Source organism: Actinomadura sp. WAC 06369 (genome assembly GCF_003947565.1).
In the GTDB taxonomy this organism is placed as follows: domain Bacteria; phylum Actinomycetota; class Actinomycetes; order Streptosporangiales; family Streptosporangiaceae; genus Spirillospora; species Spirillospora rifamycini.
The window spans coordinates 1-19,645 of record NZ_QHJN01000013.1; the positions used below are offsets into that span (position 1 = coordinate 1).

Consider the following 19,645-nt stretch of genomic DNA (forward strand, 5'->3'; position numbering starts at 1 on the left):
TTCGGGGTGTTCGCGGCGGTCGGCGCGGCGGGGTCGGCGGTCGGGCTGATCGCGGGCGGGCTGCTGACCGAGTACGTCGGCTGGCGGTGGTGCCTGTACGTCAACGTGCCCGTGGCGGTCCTCGCGGTGTGCGGGGCGGCGCTGGTGCCGGCGGACCGTCCGGTGGCCCGGGGGCGGCTGGACGCGGCGGGCGCGCTGCTCAGCCTCGCGGGGTTCGCCGCGGTGGTGTACGCGTTCGACCGGGCCGAGCCGTTCGGGTGGGGGTCGTCGGAGGTGCTCGCGCCGCTGGCGGGCGGGGTGCTGCTGCTGGCGGCGTTCGTCGCGGTCGAGGTGCGCGCGCCCGAGCCGCTGCTGCCGATGCGGGTGCTCGTCCACCGGGTGCGGGCGGGCGCGTTCCTGGCGATCACCCTGATGTTCGTGGCGGTGTTCGGGTTCTACCTGTTCATGAGCTACTACGCGCAAGGCGTGCTCGGCTACTCGCCCGTCGAGACCGGGCTGACGCTGATCATCAACGCGCTGGCGGCGCTGGCCGGGTCGATGCTGGTCGCGGGGAGGCTGCACGGGCGGGTCGCGCCGGGGGTGCTGATCGTGCCGGGCCTGCTGGCGGCGGCGGCCGGGATGCTCCTGCTGACGGGCCTGACGGCGGGCACCGCGGACGTCTTCGTCCGGTACCTGGTGCCGTCGATGGTCCTGACCGGGCTGGGGCTCGGGTGCGTCATCACGCCGACCGCCGCGCTGGCGACCGAGGGGATGCGGGGGCACGACGTCGGGGCCGCGTCGGCGGCGTACAACGCGGCCCAGCAGCTGGGGGCCGCGCTGGGGACGGCGCTGCTGAACACGCTGGCGGCGAGCGCCGGGGCGGCGTACCGCGCCGCGCACCGGGGCGCCGTGCCGGACGCGGCGGTGGTGCACGGCTACACGACGGCGCTGGCCGTCGCGGGGGGTGTGCTGCTGGCCGCGGCGTGCCTGAGCGTGCCGCTCGTCCGGCGCTGATCAGGGGCGGAGGCCCGCGAGGCCGAAGTCCAGGAGGCGTGCGGCCTGGGCGGGGGTGCTCTGCTCGCCCGCCCAGGCCGCCGCCGTCACGAGCGCGAACACGTCCTCGGCGGTGACGTCCGGACGGACGGCGCCGGACGCGCGGGCCCGCGCGACGAGCTCGTCGCCGGCGGCGAGGACGGCCTTGCAGGCGGCGTGCAGCTCGGACGTCTCGTCCTCGACGGCTTCCATGAGGGACGCGCCGAGCCCCCGGTAGCTGGCCGCGTGGTCCATGGCCGCGCGCGCCCAGGCGGCGAGGCCCTCGAAGGGCGGGGCGGCGAGCTGGTCGGCGCCGGTGGCGGCGAGGGCCCGCATCCGGTCGCCCATGAGCGCCTCCAGGAGCGCCCGGCGGTTGGGGAAGTGGCCGTAGAGGGTGCCGTTGGCGACCCCGGCCCGGCGGGCGATCTCCTCCAGGGAGAAGTCGGCCCCGTGCTCGGCGAACGCCGCCCGCGCCTCGGCGAGGAGGCGTTCGCGGTTGCGGCGCGCGTCCGCGCGCATGCGGCGGGGCGGTGGGGCGTGCGCGGTCATGGTCGAAGCCTACGGGTAGCGAAGTCGAGACTGTCTCGATATGTTTCTCGAGACAGTCTCATCTTATGGAGGTGCCATGTCGGCGACACTCGGACCCGTGCTGGTGATCGGGGCCACCGGACGGCAGGGCGGTGCCGCCGCGCGGCACCTGCTGGCCGACGGCCGGGCGGTGCGCGTGCTGGTGCGCGATCCCGCCTCGGCCGCCGCCCGCGCGCTGGCCGCGGCGGGCGCCGAACCGGTCCGGGGCGACCTGGACGACCCGGCGAGCCTCGCGGCGGCGATGGCGGGCGCGCACGGCGCGTTCGTCGTCACGCCGGACGACCGGGACGGCGGGCGCGAGATCCGGCGGGGCCGCGCGGCGGTGGACGCGGCCGCCGAGGCGGGCGTGTCCCACCTGGTGTTCGCATCCGTGGGCGGCGCCGAGCGGAGCACCGGCATCCCCTACTGGGAGAGCAAGTGGGCCATCGAGCAGCACATCGCCGAGGTCGGGACGCCCGCGACCGTCCTGCGGCCCGTACGGTTCATGGAGAACCACACGATCCCCGGGCTGCCGGTCGGCGGCATCACCCCCGGCGGCGTCCTGCGCCACCTGTTCGACCCGGACGTGCCCGTGCAGCTCATCGCCGTGACCGACATCGGCGCCTTCGCCGCCCTCGCGTTCGCCGACCCGGACGAGTACGCCGGCCGGGCCCTCGAACTGGCGGGCGACGAGCTGACGGCCGCGGAGACCGTGGAGCTGATCGGCGAGCGGCTCGGACGCGCGATCACCTACGAGCAGGTCGCGGACGTGGAGAAGGAGCTGGGCCCGGACGCCGTGAAGGCGTTCTCCGCCCAGCGCGGCATCTGGCGGGCGGACATCGCCGACCTGCGGCGGCGCCGCCCCGCCCTGCTGGACTTCCCGGCCTGGCTGGACGGCGGCGGCGCCGAGGCCGTCGCGGCCGTCCTCGACCCCGTGTAGCGCGGAAAGGCTGACGCAGGCTGTCAGGTTTCCAGGGAAGCATGAAGGCATGCGCGAAACGCAAGAAGAACTCGACGGGCTGCAGGCACTGCTCGACTCCTCGCTCTCCCGCTCCACCTCGCACCTCCGCTCAATCGTCGCCGAGCGGACGATGTCCGCGGAGCGGCTCACGCGGGTGCTCACCGGGATGTGCACGCTCGCGCTGTCCACCGTGACCGCGAAGGGCGAACCGCGGATCAGCGCGGTGGACGGGCATTTCCTGCACGGCCGGTGGCACTTCGGGACGGCGCGGGACGCCGCGAAGGCCCGCCACCTCCGGGATCGTCCGGCGGCCAGCGCGGCGCACATGCGCGGTGAGGACCTCGGCGTGTTCACGCACGGCACCGTGGAAATCCTCAACCCGCTGGGCGAGGAGCCCCCGGCGGACTGGCCCTACCTCCTGGCGTACTTCAAGGAGACGTACGGCGACGACGCCTTCGACTGGGAGAACGAGGTCGTCTACTACCGGCTGCACCCGCACTGGATGACCGTCTACGCGCCCGACCCCGCCAAGCTCACCGAAGGGTGACCGGACGCGGACGCGGCCGCGGGGGCGAACCCCGCGGCCGCGTCCGGTCGCCGTGCGTCAGTCCTGGCCCGGCGGGAAGCCCGGGATGCTCGGGCCGCCCGGGGTGGGCTGCGAGGGAGTCGGGTCCGGCTCCTTCGCGATGAAGATCGTGACCGTGTCGCCGGGGGCCACGGTCGCGTTCGCGCCGGGCGACTGCTGGTAGACGAACCCGACCGAGACGGGCTTGTCCGGCGGCGCCACGCCCTCCTGGACCTCGACCTTCAGCCCCAGCTCCTCGAGCTTGGCCTCGGCGGCGCGCTTGCTGCTGTTGAAGAGGTCCGGCATCTTGATCGTGCTCGGGCCGTTCGACACGTACACCGTGACGTCCGACTTCACCGGCGCCTGCGCGCCGGCGGCCGGGTCGGTGCGGATGACGTTGCCGCGCGGCACGTCGTCGCTGTTGGCGACCCGCCGCTCGGGGTCGAGCTGGAGGTCCTTGAGCGCGCTCTCCGCCGCCGACGCCGGCTGCCCGGCCAGGTCGGGGATCGTGACCTGCTTCGGCGGCTCCTTGCCGTCGGAGATGACGAGGTTGACCGTGGAGCCCTCCTCGACCTGCGTGCCGGGCTTCGGGTCCGTCGCCATGACGGCGCCCTTGTCGACGTCGTCGCTGAACTCCTTGGTCGTCTCGCCGACCTTCAGGTTCGCCTTGGTGAGAGCGGCCTGGGCGTCCTCGGCGGACATCCCGACGATGCTCTGCGGCACCGCGACCTGGACCGGCTCCTCCTCGCCGCCACCGCTCATGAACCAGCCGATGAGGGCCGCGCCGCCGATGAACACGACGGCGAGCGCCGCCCACAGGGCGACCTTCTTGCCGGTGCCGCCCCGCTCGCCCCGGTCGTCGTCGTAGTGGACGGGCGGGAGGTACGGGTCGCCGTACCCGTCGTCCACCGGCCGCTGCATCTGGGTGTGCGGCGGACCGGGCGGGTAGGCGCCCATCACCTGGGTGCCCTGCGGCGGCTGCGCCCCCATCATCATGGTGGACGCCGCCGTCGACGCGACGGGCTGACCCTGCAGGACCCGCTGGAGCTCCTGCCGGAACTCCGTCGCGTTCTGGTACCGGTTGTCCGCCTCCTTCGCCATCGCCTTCAGAACGATCGCGTCGGCCCACTGCGGGATCTGCGGGTCGATCTGGGACGGCGGGACGGGCTCCTCCCGCACGTGCTGGTAGGCGATCGCGACCGGGGAGTCGCCGGTGAACGGCGGCCGTCCGGTCAGCAGCTCGTACAGCACGCAGCCGGTGGAGTAGATGTCGCTGCGGGTGTCGACGCGCTCGCCGCGGGCCTGCTCGGGCGACAGGTACTGGGCGGTGCCGATCACCTGGGCGGTCTGCGTCATGGTGGCCGCGGAGTCGGCCATCGCGCGGGCGATGCCGAAGTCCATGACCTTGACCTCGTGGCTGCGGGTCAGCATCACGTTGGCCGGCTTGATGTCGCGGTGCACGATCCCGCCGCGGTGGCTGTAGTCCAGCGCGCGAAGGATCCCGTCGGTCACTTCGAGGGCCTTCTCCGGCACGAGCGCCGTGTTCTCCCGCAGGAGGTCGCGCAGGGTGCTTCCGTCCACGTACTCCATGACGATGTACGGGATCGGGGTGTCGCCGATGACGTCCTCGCCCGTGTCGTACACGGCGATGACCGAGGGGTGGTTCAGGGACGCGGCGGACTGCGCCTCGCGCCGGAACCGGGCCTGGAACGTGGGGTCGCGCGCCAGGTCGGACCGGAGGGTCTTCACGGCGACGGTGCGGTCGAGACGCAGGTCCCGGGCACGGTAGACCTCGGCCATACCGCCACGCCCGATCACCGAATCGAGTTCGTAGCGGCCGCCGAGCAGCCGAGGTTGACTCATATGTGCACTTTCCCTCGTACGTCTACACCTTAGTTCCCCGAACCTAGCCCGCCGCTCTGGGTGGCGGAGGGATCTGGGGTCGGAGTTGACGGACTCGTGGTGACGTCCGTCGGCGACGGTGTCGGCTCGGTGTCGGTGGGAGTCGCACCGGGCGTCGTGGTGGTCGGCTTGCTGGTCGGTGACGCGCCGCCCGCGCCCGGGGTCGACCGGGACGGCGCAGGCGTCGTCGGACGGATCCTATGCGTCTCGTGTCGGTTCGTGACAGTGGGCACGGGTCTGCGGTCCTCGGTCGTCGGCTGGGGGGTCGTCGGCGTCGGGACGGCGGACGGTTCGACCTCGTCCTCGCCGGCCGGGACGAACGTCGACGTCTCGGACGGGGAGCGCCCGTCCCCGGCGGAGTCGGCGCCGCGGCCGATCCAGAACGTGCCGAGCACGACGGCGCCGACGAGGAGCACGGCGGCGATCGAGCTGAACGCCAGTGCCGTGCGACGCTGCCCGGGCACTGTCCCGTCGGAGAGGTTATCTGGACCACCGCGAGGGTCAAATCCCGACATAGGTGCCGTATGGCGCTTCGGGGTCGCGGTCGGGCGCCCGCGTGCGGGGCCTCCGCGCCGCGCACGGGCCGGTCCGCGCGCGCGGGAGCCGCGCCGCTTCCCGCCCGTCCGGGACGCCCTGCGCCCGCCGGACGCCACGGGGGTCTCGGGCGTCCCGCGGTTCCCGGGCGCCGCGGACGCGGCGGACGCGGCGGACGTCCGGGCGGCCGGGGCCGTGCCGAACACGCTGGTGGCGCCGTCGGGGCGGGGAGCGCCGGCCGCCCCCGCCGTCCTGGTCGCCCCGGTCGCCCCGGTCGTCCCGGGCGTCGCGGGGGCGCCCGGCATTCCGGGCAGGTCGGTGCGGAGGGTCCGCCCGGTGCTGAGCGACGCCCGGATCCGCAGCGCCCGGTCCGCGACCGCCGTCGCGCTCGGCGGCCGCTCCTCCGGGTGCTTCGCCAGCATCTCCATGATGAGCGCGCGCGCCGGCTCCGGGACGCGCGCGGGCAGCGGCCGGGGCGCGTCCCGGACGTGCTTCAGCGCGACCTCGACCGGCGTGGCGCCGTCGAACGGCGGCGCCCCCACCAGGCACTCGTACGCCACCACGCCCAGCGAGTACAGGTCGGCGGCCGGGGTCAGCTCGCCCGCCGACGCCTGCTCCGGCGAGATGTAGTGCGCGGTGCCCATGACCATGCCGGTCTGCGTCTGCGACGCCTCCGCGAGCCGCCGCGCGATCCCGAAGTCGGTCAGCTTCAGCTCCCCGCGCGGGGAGACCATCAGGTTCGCCGGCTTCACGTCGCGGTGCACGATGTCCGCGTCGTGCGCCGCCGCGAGCGCCCGTCCCGCCTGCACCAGCAGGTCGAGGACGGCCTCCAGCGGGAGCCCGCCGTCCCGGGCGAGGATCTCGTCGAGCGGCTCGCCCTGCACCAGCTCCATCACCAGGTACGTGCGGCCGTGCTGGTGGCCGAAGTCGAACGCCTGCGCGATCCCGTCGTGCCGCAGCGCCGCGGCGAACCGCCCCTCGGCCTCGAACCGCCACCGGGCCCGCGCGTCGTCGTCCAGCTCGACGCGCAGCAGCTTCACCGCGACGTCCCGGCCGAGCTGCTCGTCCCGGGCGCGCCAGACCTCGCCCATCCCGCCGGTCGCCAGCCGCTCCAGCAGCCGGTACCGGTCGTTCAGGACGAGGCCCGCGCTCACTGCTTCAGCACCTGCGCCATGATCTGCGCGGCGATCGGCCCGGCGGCGGTGCCGCCGGAGCCGGCGCCCTCGGTCATGACGGCGAACGCGTACTTCGGGTCCTCCATGGGGCTGAACCCGACGAACCAGCGGGCGTTGGGGAAGGGGGTCTGCTCGGCGGTACCGGTCTTACCGGCGATGTTGCGGCCCTGCAGGTTCGTCGCGGTGCCCTCGGTGACGACGCCGCGCATCCAGTCCTGCAGCTCCTTCGCGTCGTCCTTCGACATCGGCTTCTTGTACTCCTGCGGGTCGGCGCTGTAGACCTCGCTCTGGTCCTGCGCGCGGCCCTTCTCCACCAGGTACGGCTTCATGATGACGCCGTCGTTGGCGACCGCGGCCGCGACCATCGCCATCTGCAGCGGCGTGGACCGCACGTTCTCCTGCCCGATGCCGGAGCGGGCCGTCGCGTCCTGCCCGGTCTTGATGACGTTGCCCTCGGCGTCGGTGACCTCCACCGGGACCGAGCTCTCGGCGGCGAAGAAGTTCGGCTCGACCTCGACCCGGTCGCCGAACCCGAACTTCTCGCTGCCGTCGTGCAGCTTCTGGATGGTGAGCTCCATCGCCATCCGGCCGAACGAGCTGTTGCAGGACTCGACGAACGCGGCCCGCAGCGGCGCGCGGCCGCCGCAGGCGCCGTGCTCGTGGGAGTCCGGCAGCGGGATGTTCGACTCCGGCAGGATCAGGTCGCTCGTGTCGACGGGGGTGTTCCTGTCCATCCCGTCCGCCAGGCCCAGCGCCGCCATCAGGACCTTGAACGACGAACCGGGCGGGAACGTCTGGCTGATCGCGTTGTCGACCAGCGGCCGCTGGACGCCCTCGCCCTTCGCGAGCTGCTCCAGCCGCTTCGCGCCCTCGTCCGAGCGCGGGTCGTTCGCCACCTCGTTCGGGTCGAACGACGGGAACGACGCCGCCACCTTGATCGCGCCCGTCTCCACGTCCATGACGACCGCGCCGCCGCGGCGGCCCGGCGCCGTCGCCCGCTTCAGCTGCTCGTAGGCGGTGCGCTGCGCCCGCGGGTCGATCGACAGCTCCAGGTCGGCGCCCTCGGCCTCCTTGCCGATGAACGTGTCGAACCAGCGCTGGTTCGTGATCCTGCTGTCGTCGCCGGACAGCAGCGCCGAGTACGCGTTCTCCACCCCCGTGGCGCCGCCGCGGAAGTAGCCGGTGACCGGCGCGAAGATGGCCCCGTCCTTGTAGACGCGGCCGTACTCCTCCTCGTCGATCTCCTTGGACGACACCAGCACCTCGCCGCCCGCGCTGATCTGCCCGCGCGGCGTCTTGAAGATGTCGGAGTACAGGCGCGGGTTGTTCGCGTCGGTGCGCAGATCCTCGGCCTGGCTGCCCTGCATGTAGTTGACCTGCGCCATCAGGCCGAAGATCAGCAGCAACGCGAAGATCGCCACGCGCCGGATCGGCTTGTCCATGTTCATGGGAGGCGGATCACCTCGTGCTCACGATCTGGGTCATGCCCTCGTCCTGGATCGCCTGCGGGGCGGGCTTGCGGGCGTCATGGCTCATCCGTACCAGGATCGCGATCAGGATCCAGTTCGCCATCAGCGACGAACCGCCCTGCGACAGGAACGGCGTCGTCAGACCCGTCAGCGGGATCAGCTTCGTGACACCCCCGACGATGACGAACACCTGGAGCGCGAGGACGAACGACACGCCGCCCGCGAACATCTTCAGGTACGGGTCCCGCGCCGCGACGGCCGTCTTCATGCCGCGCTGCACGATCAACCCGTAGATGAGCAGGATCGCCATCAGCCCCGTCAGGCCCAGCTCCTCGCCGAGCGAGTCGATGATGAAGTCGCTGAACGACAGCGGCGTCCGCCACGGCTCGCCCTGGCCGAGGCCCGTGCCGAGCACGCCGCCCTCGCCGAGCGCGAACAGGCCCATCATCAGCTGCCGGCTGTCGGCGTAGGCGCCGCCCAGCTCGCCGCAGGCGGCGAAGCCCGGCGAGACGGCGCCCTCGGTCTTGAACTTCTGGTAGATCTCGGTGTTCGGGTTGACCGGGACGACCTCGCCGCTGTCCAGCATGCAGCCGCCGTCGAAGTACGGCTGCGGGTTCTGCCAGATGCTGATGCGCTGGTCGACGTGGCCCATGAACGGCAGCTGCATCGCGACGAACACGCCGACCACCAGCAGCCCGACACCGATCACGATCCACGAGAACCGCTGCGTCGCGATGTACAGCATCGACACGAACAGGCCGAAGTACAGCAGCGCGGTGCCGAGGTCCTTCTGCAGGAACAGGACGCCCAGGCAGAAGAACCAGATCACCATGACCGGCCCGAGGTCGCGGGCGCGGGGCAGGCTGAACGGGCCGATCTTCTTGCCGATCAGCGACATCGCCTGCCGCTTGTTCACCAGGTAGCCCGCGAAGAACGCCACCAGCATCAGCTTCGCGAACTCGCCCGGCTGGACCGACATCGGCCCGACCTTGATCCACACCCGGGCGCCGTTGAGCTCCATGCCCAGGCCCGGCATGATCGGCAGAAGCAGCAGGATGATCGCGCCGAGGCCGATCAGGTACGTGTAGCGCTGCGCCGTCTTCGGCGTGAACGACAGCGGGGCGTCCGACTTCTGCGTGTCCCGCATGATGAGGATCGCCGCGACGAACATCGCGATCCCGACGAACGTCCACATCAGCTGGCCGGGCGCGTCGGCCTCGTCCTTCAGCACCTCGCCGCCGGCCCGCGCCGCGGCCTTCCAGTCGGCGCTGGTCTCCAGGTCGAGCCGGTAGATCATCGCGAGGCCGAGGCCGTTCAGCGCCACCGCCAGCGGCAGCAGCAGCGGGTCGGCGTACGGCGCGAACTTCATCTGCACGAAGTACGCCGCGACCGCCAGCACCGCGAGCCCGCCGCCGTACCCGAACAGCCCCGCCGGGATGCTGCCGTCCCGCGCGAGGCCGACCTCCGCGAACGCCGACAGCGTCAGGACCATCGCGAAGACGAGCAGCACCAGGGACGCGGCGTTCCGCCGCTGGTACGGCAGCCGCGCCCTGATCTGCTCCCCGAGCGAACTCACCTGGGCGTCCCCCCATCGGACGGACAGCCCTCGATGTTCGAGTCGCCCGCCTTGCAGGCGTCCCGGTTGTCGCCCAGCTCCTGGAGCTTCGCCTGCGCCTCCTGCCGGCCGGCGAACACCAGCTTGTTCTCGGTCACCGCCGCGGCGTCCTCCATGGGGAGCTCGCTCACCCGGATCTCACTGCCGGTGATCTTCGTCTGCTCGCAGTTCTGCTGGCCGGCGCCCTTCACGATGACGACGTTGCCCTTCTCCGCGGTCACCACGTACTTGCAGACGCTCTGCTGGAGCTTCTCCAGGGCCGCCGGGCCCTCCACGGTGTAGGTCTCCTCCACCTGCTGGCGCTGCGCCTGCGGCAGGTCCTCCAGCAGGATCGGCGGGTTCGGCTGCTCTTTCGCGGCGGCCTTGCGCGACAGGTCGAGCCCCGGCACGTCCTGCGGCGTGCCCCGGAACAGGACGACCCGTCCGTTCTCGGCGCCGATGTAGTAGCCGCTCTTCACGTTCTGCAGCAGCACGAAGCCGCCGGCGCCGATCCCGAGGACCACGACGCCCGCGACCACCAGCAGCCACGCCCACTTGCGGACGCCGCCGCCCTTCCGCTCCTTCGCCGGAGCGGGCTGCGGCATCCCGCCCGGGGGCGGCATCTGGTCGGGCCTGTGGTCGGGCAGGGGCTCGCCGGCCGGCTCGGCCGCCGCCATCGGCGGCGGCATCTCGTCCACCGCCACCGGCGGCTGCGGCCGCGTGTCGCGGAGCTGCGCGGCCCGCCCCGCGGGCGTGTCCGCGGGCCCCGCCGGCATCGTCGTCCCCGGGCCGCCGGGCGGCTCCGGCGGCGACGCGGTCGCCGCCGCCCCGACCGCCTGCCCGGGCCCGCCCGTCGGGGGCTGCCGGTCCAGGTCGACGACGTCCGCCACCACGCACGTGATGTTGTCCGGGCCGCCGCCCCGGTTCGCGAGGTCGATGAGTTGCCGGACGGCCTGCTCCGGCTCGTCCACGTCCGTCAGGACCTGGAAGATGGTCTCCGCGGTCACGACGCCCGACAGGCCGTCCGAGCACAGCAGGTACCGGTCGCCGACCTGCGCCTCGCGCAGCGACAGGTCCGGGTCGACCTCGCCGCGCCCGTCCAGCGCGCGCAGCAGCAGCGACCGCTGCGGGTGCGACGCGGCCTCGTCCGGGCTGATGCGCCCCTCGTCCACCAGGGACTGGACGAGCGTGTGGTCGTGCGTGATCTGGAACAGGCTGCCGTCGCGCAGCAGGTAGGCCCGCGAGTCGCCGATGTGGACGAGCGCCACCTGGTCGCCCGCCCACAGCATCGCCGTCAGCGTCGTGCCCATGCCCTGCAGCGCGGGATCGGATTCCACGATCCGGTGCAGGTTGTCGTTCGCGGCTTTGACCGTGTGCTCGAGCGCCGCCAGCAGCTCGTTCGCCGGCAGGTCCTTGTCGAGTCGGCGCAGCGCCTCGATGGCCGCGGCGCTGGCGATCTCCCCGCCGACGTGCCCGCCCATCCCGTCGGCCACGGCGAGCAGGTGCGCGCCCGCGTACGCCGAGTCCTCGTTGCCCTCGCGCAGCATGCCGACGTCGGAGCGCGCGGCGTAGCGGATTCCCAGAGTCATTTGCGCAGCTCGATCACGGTCTTGCCGATACGGACCGGAACGCCCGGCGGCACCGGCATGGGCCGGCTCACCTTCGTGCGTCCGAGGTAAGTCCCATTGGTCGAACCGAGATCTTCCACGATCCACTGACCGTCCTGGGCGTAAATCCGTGCATGTCGGCTCGAAGCGTAGTCGTCGGTCACGACCAGTGTGGAGTCATTCGCCCGGCCGATGGTGATGGGCACCCCGGTGAGGTCGATGACGGTGCCCGCCCGTTCGCCCTGCACGACGACGAGCTTCGTCGGCGCGCCCTGCTGGGCGCCGCCGGGCGCCGGCGGCGGCTGCGGTGCGCGCGGCGGGCGCGCCGCCGCCTTCTGCGGTCGCGGCGCCGACGCGCGCGAGGCCGCGCGTGTCGCGGCCTTCGAGCCGAACAGGTCGGCCCTGATCACACCGACGGCCGCGATGACGAAGAGCCAGAGCACCGCGAGGAACGCCAGCTTGATCAGCGTGAGGGTGAATGGGGACATCGGAGTCGGGGTTACTCCCTATCGCGGCGGAACACGAGTGTGGTCCGGCCCATCGTGACCCGGGACCCGTCGACCAGCGTCACCCGCCGGATCGGCTGGCCGTTCACGAAAGAGCCGTTGGTCGACCCTAGATCCACGAGCACGATTTCGGGACCTTCTACGCGGATCTCGGCATGGTGCCGTGATACGCCCGGATCGACAAGGCGCAGATCGCAGTCGGTGCCACGGCCGAGCAGGGTCACGGGCGTGTTGATCTCGTACGTCCGCTGGGTGGCGTCGGCCCCCTCCACCGCCGTCGTCACCAGCAGCCGCGGGTGCCCGCCGAAGGCCCCGCCGCCGCTCTGCGGCATATTGCTCGCCGAAGGGCGGATCTCCCCGCCCTCGACGGTCGAGCCCCTGATCACGCCCGACCTGATCCGGAACATGCCCGTGGCCAGATCGTCAGTGTTCTCGAACCGGACGCGCACCGGACCCACGAAGGAGTACCCCTGCTCCTTCGCGTACTCCCGGGCCAGGTTCGCCAGCTCCTGGCTCAGACTGTCCGCGTAGACCTGCAGCCGCTGCCCGTCCTGCTGAGAGATATCGACGACGAAGTCGTTCGGAACCAGCGTGCGGCCCTGTGCCACGATCGCCGCCCGATCGTCCATCTCGCGCTGCACAGCACTGGCCACCTCGACCGGCTGCAGCTCAGACTTGAAGGCACGGGCGAAGGCCCCTTCGACCATGCCCTCGAGCCGTCGCTCGAAGCGCTGAATGACGCCCACGGGCACCTCCCTTCCCCACTGGTAGACGATCGTATCGGTGCAAAGGTTCGTTCGAAGTATCGAGTTGCCGGACCACTGCTCCGTACGTGCTAGCCTTTTCGAGCACCCGGAGACGGGACGACACTCGCGGGCGAGTGGCGGAACGGCAGACGCGCACGGTTCAGGTCCGTGTGTCCGAGAGGATGTGAGGGTTCAAATCCCTCCTCGCCCACTCGAAGACTGGAAGCAGTGTGGTTGAGGGCCTTCGGCCCTCTTCCCCACTGCTTCTCGTCATTTTACCCGGGGGGCGACCCCCGGACCCCCGATGTGGGGGGCTTCGCCCCCCACGCCCCCCGGCACTCGTTGGGTGCGGGAATCGGAGATCGCGCCGGGTGCGGGGGTCGGGGATCGCGTTGGGGCGTTCGGGTCAGGACATCGCGGCGGTCAGTTCGGCGAGCACCTCCGATGCGGTGGCCGGGTCGAGGTCGCCGAAGGGGTGCTCGACGTACGGAATCGCCCTGGAGTCGTTCGGCGTGTGGTCGTCCAGCCAGATCTCCTTCGTGAACGCGTCGAATTCGTCGATGGCGATCGGGGGGTTCAGGCTGATGTTGAGGGAACGGCCGCCCGGGACCGCTCGATAGAAGGCGTGCTGGAGTCCCGCGTCCATGGGAGCGGTGCGATGCCAGCCGAGCCGGTCCAGCGTGCGCGTGGCGAACGTCCTGCCCTGGAAGCGCTCCAGGCGGCGTGCGGCGCGCTCGGCGTCGGTCAGGGTGTGGACGGTGCGCTCCAGCTGCGGGAACGGTTGCAGGATCTCGTACTCGGAGAAGAGCGCCGACCACGCCTCCAGTGACCCGTCCAGGTCGACGGGGTGCGGGATGCCGATGGCGGCGGAATCCGGGACGGTCAGGACGTCGTCGGCGGCGTCGGCGAACGTGCCGTCCTCGGCGACGCGGAACGCGGCGGCCTTGCCCCCGTCCTCGGCGACCCAGACCAGCCGCCGCACGATGTGGCCGATCAGGGGGTGCTCGACGAGCAGGCGCCGGAAGTCGCCGACCGGCCAGCGGCGCCGCGTGAGCATCGACCTCTCCAGGCGGTGGATCTGGTCGGCGGCCACCATCCGCACGTCCTTCTTCAGGGCGGCGAACCGCTTGTAGGCGGCGGGCGCCATCTCGGGGTCGTCCTTGGCGCCCGGTTTGGGGAGGGCCTTGCGGGCGGCGCCGTCCTCGTCCCGCACCAGCGGCCGGAGGTTCTCGTCGAAGCCGACGTGGAAGCGGCGCCGCCCGTAGTCCAGGACGAGCCCGCCGGAGGCGTCCAGGCCGAAGTCGGGGACGAGCCGGTCGGCCAGTTGCTCGGAGGTGAGCCCCAGCCCGTCCGCGACCTTCCTGATCTTGTCTCGGGCGTGGTCCCGGAGAGCCTCGAACTTCACCTTCTGCGCGATGCCGTGCAGGTGCATCAGCGCGACGTCCGTGCCGATCCCCGCCAGGATCTCCAGCCCGGCCACGGCCTTGTGGTGACCGTTCCGGCCCGGCCAGGCGCGGATGACCGGGGTGAGCCTGCGGACCGTCTCGTCGTCGCCGAGCCAGGCGAGCTGCGCCAGCGCCCAGTTGTCCTTGGCGGGTGCCCCGCTCTGCTCCCACAACTGGAACAGCGCCCACCCGAACTCGGCCAGCGACCCCGGATCGCACAGCTCCCGGACCACGTCCACGCCCGCGTAGACCGCCCCGGGTGCGGACATGGCCAGCATCGTCAGCACGTGGCCCGCCGCGTCGGCCGGGAGCGCATCCCGCCTGCCGCGCAACCGGATCTGCGGCAGCGAGTGCGGACTCGCCCACGTGCCCACGGACGGCATGCGGGCCGGCAGCCGCTCCAGTCCGTCCACCGTCACCAGCGCCTCGACGGCACGCGCGGCCTCGTCACCGTGTGCCCGCGCCGCCGCATCGGCGATCTCTTCGACCGGGTACTTGCGGGCCAGCAGCCGCAGCGCTTCCTCGGCGTCCCCCCGCCGCGCGCCGGGACGACCCACCGCATCCGGGACCAGCAGCGGCACCGCATCCAGGCCATGCCGGTCGAACCAGGCCAGCGCCGCCTCCCGCCGCTCCTCGCTCGGCCGGGGCAGGTACCCGGCCATCAACCGCGCCGCGCCGACGTCCAGGAACGGCATCAGCACATCGGCGTACTCGACCGGATCGAACTTGGTCGCCGCCATCGCGGTGGGCAGCGCCTCAAGCCCGAACCGCGCCGCCAACTGCCGTACACAGCTGATCGCGGCACGTCCCTTCGGCTCCCGCATGGCCGGCAGCGACCGGACCTTGTCCTCGGAGCAGTGGATGACCACGGCTTGCAACGGGGAGTACAAGATGTACCCCTTGGCGATCGCATCGTCGGCGAGCTCGTCCCAGCTCCACCCTTCCGGCTTGTGATCCGACTGGGGCTGCGCCCAGCGGTCCCGCTCGCCGGGCGCCCAGCGCATCGCGGGCCCGGCCGGGGTGAGCCTCGGCACCACGTCCGGCTTGGTGGTGCGCGCCCACGGCGGGTCGACCAGGAGCGGCGGCAGCGCGTCCGCCGGGGCGTCCGGCAGCCTGTCGTCGCCGTCGAGCAGCCCGTCGATGACCGCGCGTACCTCGGGCGCCAGGCCGGGCAGGGCCTCGGCCGCCAGGTCGCGGTTGGCCTCGACGTGCTCGGCGAGCAGCCTGCCGAGCTGCGGCGAACCGGACGCGGCCGGTGCCAGCAGGCGCAGCGCTCGGACGGGGAAGCGCCGCACCGCGTCGAGCAGCGCGGGCAGAACGATCTTGCGTCCGGTATGGTCCACCAGGTCGGCACGCTCCACCAGACCCTGGAACGCCGCCTCGCCCGGCAGGACCGCCAGCATCTCCGGGACGCTCTTGCGGACGGTGTCCTTGCCGGGGTCGAGGTCGAGCGCCTCGAGGAACAGCGGCGTGATGGCGTCCCCGGCCCCGTCCACCATGGTGATCACGACCGACCGGTCCCAGGACCACAGCAGGCTCCTGTCCGCCTGGATCGCCCCCACGGCCATATCGACGTGCCGGGACGACCCCAGCGACGCGAAGAGCATCCTCCAGAAGCCCCAGCCGCCGTCGTAATGCCGGGTCGCCGCGAAGCAGTCCTCCACCCAGTCGTGCCGGTCGGGCACCATGAAGGAGACCGCCACCCGCTTCGTCGGGGCACGGCGATGCTCCGCCAGACGCTCCACCGCCTCCCGGTACTCCTCGTCGGAGGCGACCGCCAGCAGGCCGCGCAGCCGCGCACCGGTCTGCGGCAGCCCGGTCGACCCGACCGTGCGACTGCCGACCTCCATCCGGTCATCGATGGAGGCGATCCCGTGGTCGCCCCAGTGAAGCCCGCTGAGCTCGGCGAACGCGCAGGCGGCGAAGGCCGGCCCGTGCTCGCTCACCCAGGCGTCCGCCAGCGGCTTCGCGATCGTTCCCCCGGCCAGGTGGGAAGTCCCGCCCGTCGCGTGGGTCAGCAGGGCGGCGACCTGGGTGCGGAGCTTCGGGAGCAGCGCGTACAGGACGTCGCCGGGGCAGGCGGTCGCGTTGAAGTCGCGGTGGCCGACGATCGCGGTGTGCGGGTCGAGTCCGTAGACGTCGCACAGCCACGCGCACGTCTCGACGAGCCGGGCCCACAGGGCGTCGGTGGGCTCGGCGGTCATGTAGGTGCCCTCGTTCTCGATGCCGATCGTGTGCTCGTTGTGGCCGAGGGTGTGGGCGCCCATCACGTGCTTGCGGGCCCGGATCGCGTCGAGGCTGCGGTTGCGGCCCTCCATGAGGTGGCCGCCGCGGCCGATGGTGAGCTGCTGGCCGGTGTCGTCCCAGCCGTTGGAGTCCATGTGGAAGTCCTGGATGGACCGGGACAGCGCGAACGCGTGCTCCAGCGAGTGGTCCGCGGAGTTCGGCGTGGCGGTGTGGTGGACGACGATGCGGTCGGGGGCGCGGTCGAGGACGGTCGCGGCGGTCTTGGGAGCGCGGGCCCGCCAGTCGGCGCGGGTGTAGAGGCGGGGGGCGGTCCGAGCCGACGCGGACGGGAGCGGGCCGAGCAGTGCGCCGCCCATCGCCGCCGCGGTGCCGCCGATGAGGCGGCGGCGGGTGAGGTGGTGCGAGGACATGGTTTCCCTCCGGTGTGATCACGTCGGACGATAACGGGAAACGCCCTCCGTTTCACGGGTGCGCGTAGGCGCCGGCGGCGGCGGCGCGGGCGGCGGCGTCCGCGCTCCGGTCGGCGACGGCGTCGTCGAGCGGGTCGCCGGTGACGAGGAAGCGGTAGTACAGCGGGGCGGAGACGGCGCGGACGACCTCGGCGGCGTCGGTGCCCGCGGGGACCTCGCCGCGCGCGGCGGCCTGCTCGACGACCGGGGCCCATTCGGCGATGCGGGCGGCGTAGAAGCGGTGCAGGGCCTCGGCGGTGCGCTCGTCGTGGGTCGCGGCGGCGATCACCGCCTTGAACAGCGCGCCCTGGCGGGGGTCGGTGAGGGTGCCCGCGACGAGCCGGGCGTTGGCGCGCAGGTCGTCCGCGAGGGCGCCGGTCTCGGTGCGCGGGACGGACTGCTCGGCCATGTCGGCGAGGAGGTCGGCGACCAGGTTCTGCGGGGTGCCCCAGCGGCGGTAGACGGTCGTCTTGCCGACGTCGGCGCGGCGGGCGATGTCGGCGAGGTCCACGCCCGCGAAACCGCATTCGATCAGCGCGTCCTCGGCGGCGCGGAGGACGGCGGCGCGGATGCGGGCGGTGCGCCCGCCGGGGCGGACGGTGCCGGGACTCCCATCGGTCATAACGGAACTCCAGTTTCATTAGTGGCGATGCCCGTGTTACGGTCACCCTCATCTTAACGGGACTCCAGACCCGTTAGCTTGTGAAGGGGATTGCTCATGACCGCGTTCGCCACGGCCGCACCGGAGGACGTCCCGTCCCGGTCGCGGATGACCGGCCGGGAACGGCTGCTGCTCACACTCCTGCTCGGCGCCCAGTTCATGGTCGCCGTGGACTTCTCGATCCTGAACGTCGCGCTGCCCGAGGTCGGCGCGGGCCTCGGGTTCTCGCTCGCGAACCTCCCGTGGATCGCCACCACGTTCGCGCTCGCCGCCGCCGGGTTCACGCTGCTGTTCGGCCGGGTGGCCGACCTCGTGGGACGCAAGCGGCTGTTCGTCGGCGGCATGGCCGTGCTCGGCGCGGCCTCGCTGCTGGGCGGGCTGGCGACCGGCCCGGAGGTCCTGCTGGCCGCCCGGGTGCTGCAAGGGCTGGCGACCGCCGCGGTCACCCCGGCCGGGCTCGCGCTGCTGACGACCGCGTTCCGGGAGGGGCCGCTGCGCGAGCGGGCGCTGGGCCTCAACGGGGCGCTGATGTCGGCCGGGTTCACCGCGGGCGCGATCTTGGGCGGCCTGCTGACGAGCCTGCTGTCGTGGCGCTGGGCGTTCCTGATCAACGTGCCGGTCGCGGCCCTGGTCGTCGCGCTGGCGCCGCGGGTGATCGGCGAGGACCGGCCCGGCGCGCGGCCCCGGCTGGACGTGCCGGGCGCCGTGACCGTCACGGGCGGGCTGCTGCTGGTGGTGTTCGGCCTCACCCGCGCCGGCGAGCACGGCTGGACGGCTCCGGCGACGCCGCTCGCGCTGGCCGCCGGGGCCCTGCTGCTCGCCGCGTTCTGGTTCGTCGAGCGCCGCGCGGCCGAACCGCTCGTCCCGACGAGCCTGCTGAAGCGCCGCAGCGTCGTGTGGGGCAACGTCGCGGGGCTGGTCGCGTTCGTCACCGAGACGTCGCTGGTCTTCCTCCTCACCCTCTACCTGCAGAAGGTCCTGGACTACTCGCCGCTGGCCACCGGCCTGGCGTTCGGGGTGCTGGGGCTCGGCACCGTGCTGGGCGGGACGCTCGGCGGCCGGGCGGTCGGACGGTTCGGCGCCCGCGCGACCATCGCGGGCGGCGGGCTCGTGCAGGCGGCGGCGACGCTGGCGCTCGTCGCGCTGGGCGCGTCCGGCGGCTGGATCTGGCTGCTGCTCGCCGGCACGTTCGTCGGCGGGGTCGGCAACATGCTGGTGATCGTCGCTTTCATGGTGACGGCGACGTCCGGGCTGCCGGACGCCGAGCAGGGGCGGGCCACCGGCATCGCCACGATGAGCCAGCAGATCGGCATCACCATGGGCACCCCGGTGATGGGCGCGGTCGCGGCGGCCGCGATGGCCGGGGGCGCCGGGGCGGACGCGGTGCTGTCGGGGGTGCGGGTCGCGATCGGCGTCAACGCCGCCCTGGTGGTCGCCGGGTCGCTCCTGGCCGCGGCCTTCCTCGGACGCGCCCGCGGGCCCGCGCGGGGATCCGCCGGCTGACCGCGGCGGGGTGGCCACGAGCGGCCGCTCCGTGGTGCGGGGCCCGCGCGGAACATACGATCGCCGCGTGCGGGGCGCGTTCGCCAGGGAAGCGGCCCACTTCGGGCGCCGCCACCGCGCCCTGCTCGCGGTGTTCGCGGTGGTCCTCGCCGGCACGGTGGCGTACCGGATCGCGAGCGGGCCGAACGAGGTCGACTGGCTCCCGGCGGACGCCGGCCGGGACTGGTTCGCGGTGTGCGAGGGCACGGCGTTCACCCGGGCGGCCCCCTACGCGGGCCCGGGCCCGCACCCGGTCAAGATCTTCGGCGCGCCGAGTCCGGGGAGCGGCGGCGAGCAGGACCCGGACAAGCCGCCCGCGTCGTGGGATCCCCGGCGCGCCGACCAGGTGCAGCTCGTCGCGTGCGCCGAGCTCGTCGAGGGCGGGACCGAGGGCAGGGTCGAGTGCCCCCGGTACGCCGAACGGTACCCGCTCGACCCCAGCGGCTCGCCCCCGGAACCGGCCGGTTACGTCAGCCTCATGGAGAAGCGGTACGAGGTGCGCCTCTACGAGGCCCGGACGGGCGAGGAGGTCGCGTCGTGGGAGGTCCTCGGCGAGGACCGGTCCTGCCCGGTGTCGGCGTACGGCGCCGTGCTGTTCTCGGGCATCCTGCCGTCGCAGTGGAAGCGCCTCCTGCACGAGCATGTCGAGGGACGCGCGGACTGA

The 19,645-nt window shown here is 72.9% G+C and carries 15 protein-coding genes, 1 tRNA gene and 1 pseudogene; 6 read left to right on the forward strand and 11 right to left on the reverse strand.

The window, feature by feature from the left end; genetic code table 11:
* A partial coding sequence (locus DMH08_RS05670) for an MFS transporter (RefSeq protein WP_125612161.1) occupies positions 1-993 on the forward strand: 993 nt, incomplete at its 5' end.
* On the opposite strand, the gene DMH08_RS05675 is transcribed toward DMH08_RS05670, so the two are convergent.
* Entirely contained in the window at positions 994-1,560 is a 567-nt protein-coding gene (locus DMH08_RS05675; RefSeq protein ID WP_125612163.1) for a TetR/AcrR family transcriptional regulator, read from the reverse strand.
* Between the two features lie 76 nt (positions 1,561-1,636).
* Here DMH08_RS05675 and DMH08_RS05680 point away from each other — a divergent pair, with 76 nt between their 5' ends.
* A complete protein-coding gene (locus DMH08_RS05680; protein ID WP_125612165.1) occupies positions 1,637-2,518 on the forward strand; it encodes an NmrA family NAD(P)-binding protein in 882 nt (293 codons plus the stop codon).
* Between the two features lie 49 nt (positions 2,519-2,567).
* Entirely contained in the window at positions 2,568-3,086 is a 519-nt protein-coding gene (locus tag DMH08_RS05685) for a pyridoxamine 5'-phosphate oxidase family protein (protein WP_026404712.1), read from the forward strand.
* 57 nt (positions 3,087-3,143) lie between these two features.
* Here DMH08_RS05685 and pknB read toward each other — a convergent pair whose 3' ends face one another.
* Genes pknB through DMH08_RS05720 form a run of 7 tightly spaced genes read right to left on the reverse strand, consistent with a single transcriptional unit; the run spans position 3,144 to position 12,637 of the window.
* Positions 3,144-4,967, reverse strand: coding sequence for a Stk1 family PASTA domain-containing Ser/Thr kinase (gene pknB / locus DMH08_RS05690; protein ID WP_026404713.1), 1,824 nt, complete (start codon positions 4,965-4,967; stop codon positions 3,144-3,146).
* A gap of 29 nt (positions 4,968-4,996) precedes the next feature.
* Positions 4,997-6,694, reverse strand: a complete 1,698-nt coding sequence (locus tag DMH08_RS05695; RefSeq protein WP_125612167.1) for a serine/threonine-protein kinase — start codon at positions 6,692-6,694, stop codon at positions 4,997-4,999.
* The gene (locus tag DMH08_RS05700; RefSeq protein ID WP_125612169.1) at positions 6,691-8,163 is read right to left on the reverse strand and encodes a penicillin-binding transpeptidase domain-containing protein; all 1,473 of its coding nucleotides are present in this window, start codon (positions 8,161-8,163) and stop codon (positions 6,691-6,693) included. The genes DMH08_RS05695 and DMH08_RS05700 overlap by 4 nt, the downstream gene beginning before the upstream one ends.
* 10 nt (positions 8,164-8,173) lie before the next feature.
* A complete protein-coding gene (locus DMH08_RS05705) occupies positions 8,174-9,760 on the reverse strand; it encodes an FtsW/RodA/SpoVE family cell cycle protein (RefSeq protein WP_026404716.1) in 1,587 nt (528 codons plus the stop codon).
* Positions 9,757-11,367, reverse strand: coding sequence for a Stp1/IreP family PP2C-type Ser/Thr phosphatase (locus DMH08_RS05710; protein WP_125612171.1), 1,611 nt, complete (start codon positions 11,365-11,367; stop codon positions 9,757-9,759). Before DMH08_RS05710 ends, DMH08_RS05705 begins: the two co-directional genes overlap by 4 nt.
* Positions 11,364-11,873 carry an FHA domain-containing protein FhaB/FipA gene (locus DMH08_RS05715; protein WP_026404718.1) on the reverse strand — a complete coding sequence of 170 codons (510 nt, stop codon included), beginning with the start codon at positions 11,871-11,873 and terminating at the stop codon, positions 11,364-11,366. Before DMH08_RS05715 ends, DMH08_RS05710 begins: the two co-directional genes overlap by 4 nt.
* An 11-nt stretch (positions 11,874-11,884) precedes the next feature.
* A complete protein-coding gene (locus DMH08_RS05720; protein ID WP_026404719.1) occupies positions 11,885-12,637 on the reverse strand; it encodes an FhaA domain-containing protein in 753 nt (250 codons plus the stop codon).
* A 128-nt stretch (positions 12,638-12,765) separates the two neighbouring features.
* On the opposite strand from DMH08_RS05720, the gene DMH08_RS05725 reads away from it, so the two are divergent.
* Positions 12,766-12,848, forward strand: a tRNA-Leu gene (locus tag DMH08_RS05725).
* A 195-nt stretch (positions 12,849-13,043) separates the two neighbouring features.
* Here DMH08_RS05725 and DMH08_RS42590 read toward each other — a convergent pair.
* From DMH08_RS42590 to DMH08_RS05735, 3 genes and pseudogenes are all read right to left on the reverse strand, one after another.
* Positions 13,044-15,932 carry a DUF4132 domain-containing protein gene (locus DMH08_RS42590; RefSeq protein WP_325052909.1) on the reverse strand — a complete coding sequence of 963 codons (2,889 nt, stop codon included), beginning with the start codon at positions 15,930-15,932 and terminating at the stop codon, positions 13,044-13,046.
* A 156-nt stretch (positions 15,933-16,088) separates the two neighbouring features.
* Positions 16,089-16,739: pseudogene (locus tag DMH08_RS41455) on the reverse strand (peptidoglycan recognition protein family protein); the annotation flags it as partial.
* A gap of 52 nt (positions 16,740-16,791) precedes the next feature.
* The gene (locus DMH08_RS05735) at positions 16,792-17,400 is read right to left on the reverse strand and encodes a TetR/AcrR family transcriptional regulator (RefSeq protein ID WP_026404721.1); all 609 of its coding nucleotides are present in this window, start codon (positions 17,398-17,400) and stop codon (positions 16,792-16,794) included.
* A 96-nt stretch (positions 17,401-17,496) separates the two neighbouring features.
* Here DMH08_RS05735 and DMH08_RS05740 point away from each other — a divergent pair, with 96 nt between their 5' ends.
* Together DMH08_RS05740 and DMH08_RS05745 are read left to right on the forward strand one after the other, a co-directional pair.
* Positions 17,497-18,942, forward strand: a complete 1,446-nt coding sequence (locus DMH08_RS05740; RefSeq protein ID WP_125612175.1) for an MFS transporter — start codon at positions 17,497-17,499, stop codon at positions 18,940-18,942.
* A gap of 67 nt (positions 18,943-19,009) precedes the next feature.
* On the forward strand, positions 19,010-19,645 hold the full coding sequence (locus tag DMH08_RS05745; RefSeq protein ID WP_125612177.1) for a hypothetical protein: 636 nt from the start codon (positions 19,010-19,012) through the stop codon (positions 19,643-19,645).

Bases quoted from the DNA above. Each gene is read 5' to 3' on its own strand.
- DMH08_RS05715 (WP_026404718.1), bottom strand. From the start codon at position 11,873: ATGTCCCCATTCACCCTCACGCTGATCAAGCTGGCGTTCCTCGCGGTG.
- DMH08_RS05685 (WP_026404712.1), top strand. From the start codon at position 2,568: ATGCGCGAAACGCAAGAAGAACTCGACGGGCTGCAGGCACTGCTCGAC.
- DMH08_RS05710 (WP_125612171.1), bottom strand. From the start codon at position 11,367: ATGACTCTGGGAATCCGCTACGCCGCGCGCTCCGACGTCGGCATGCTG.
- DMH08_RS05700 (WP_125612169.1), bottom strand. From the start codon at position 8,163: ATGAACATGGACAAGCCGATCCGGCGCGTGGCGATCTTCGCGTTGCTG.
- DMH08_RS42590 (WP_325052909.1), bottom strand. From the start codon at position 15,932: ATGGAGGTCGGCAGTCGCACGGTCGGGTCGACCGGGCTGCCGCAGACC.
- pknB (WP_026404713.1), bottom strand. From the start codon at position 4,967: ATGAGTCAACCTCGGCTGCTCGGCGGCCGCTACGAACTCGATTCGGTG.
- DMH08_RS05740 (WP_125612175.1), top strand. From the start codon at position 17,497: ATGACCGCGTTCGCCACGGCCGCACCGGAGGACGTCCCGTCCCGGTCG.
- DMH08_RS05735 (WP_026404721.1), bottom strand. From the start codon at position 17,400: ATGACCGATGGGAGTCCCGGCACCGTCCGCCCCGGCGGGCGCACCGCC.
- DMH08_RS05675 (WP_125612163.1), bottom strand. From the start codon at position 1,560: ATGACCGCGCACGCCCCACCGCCCCGCCGCATGCGCGCGGACGCGCGC.
- DMH08_RS05680 (WP_125612165.1), top strand. From the start codon at position 1,637: ATGTCGGCGACACTCGGACCCGTGCTGGTGATCGGGGCCACCGGACGG.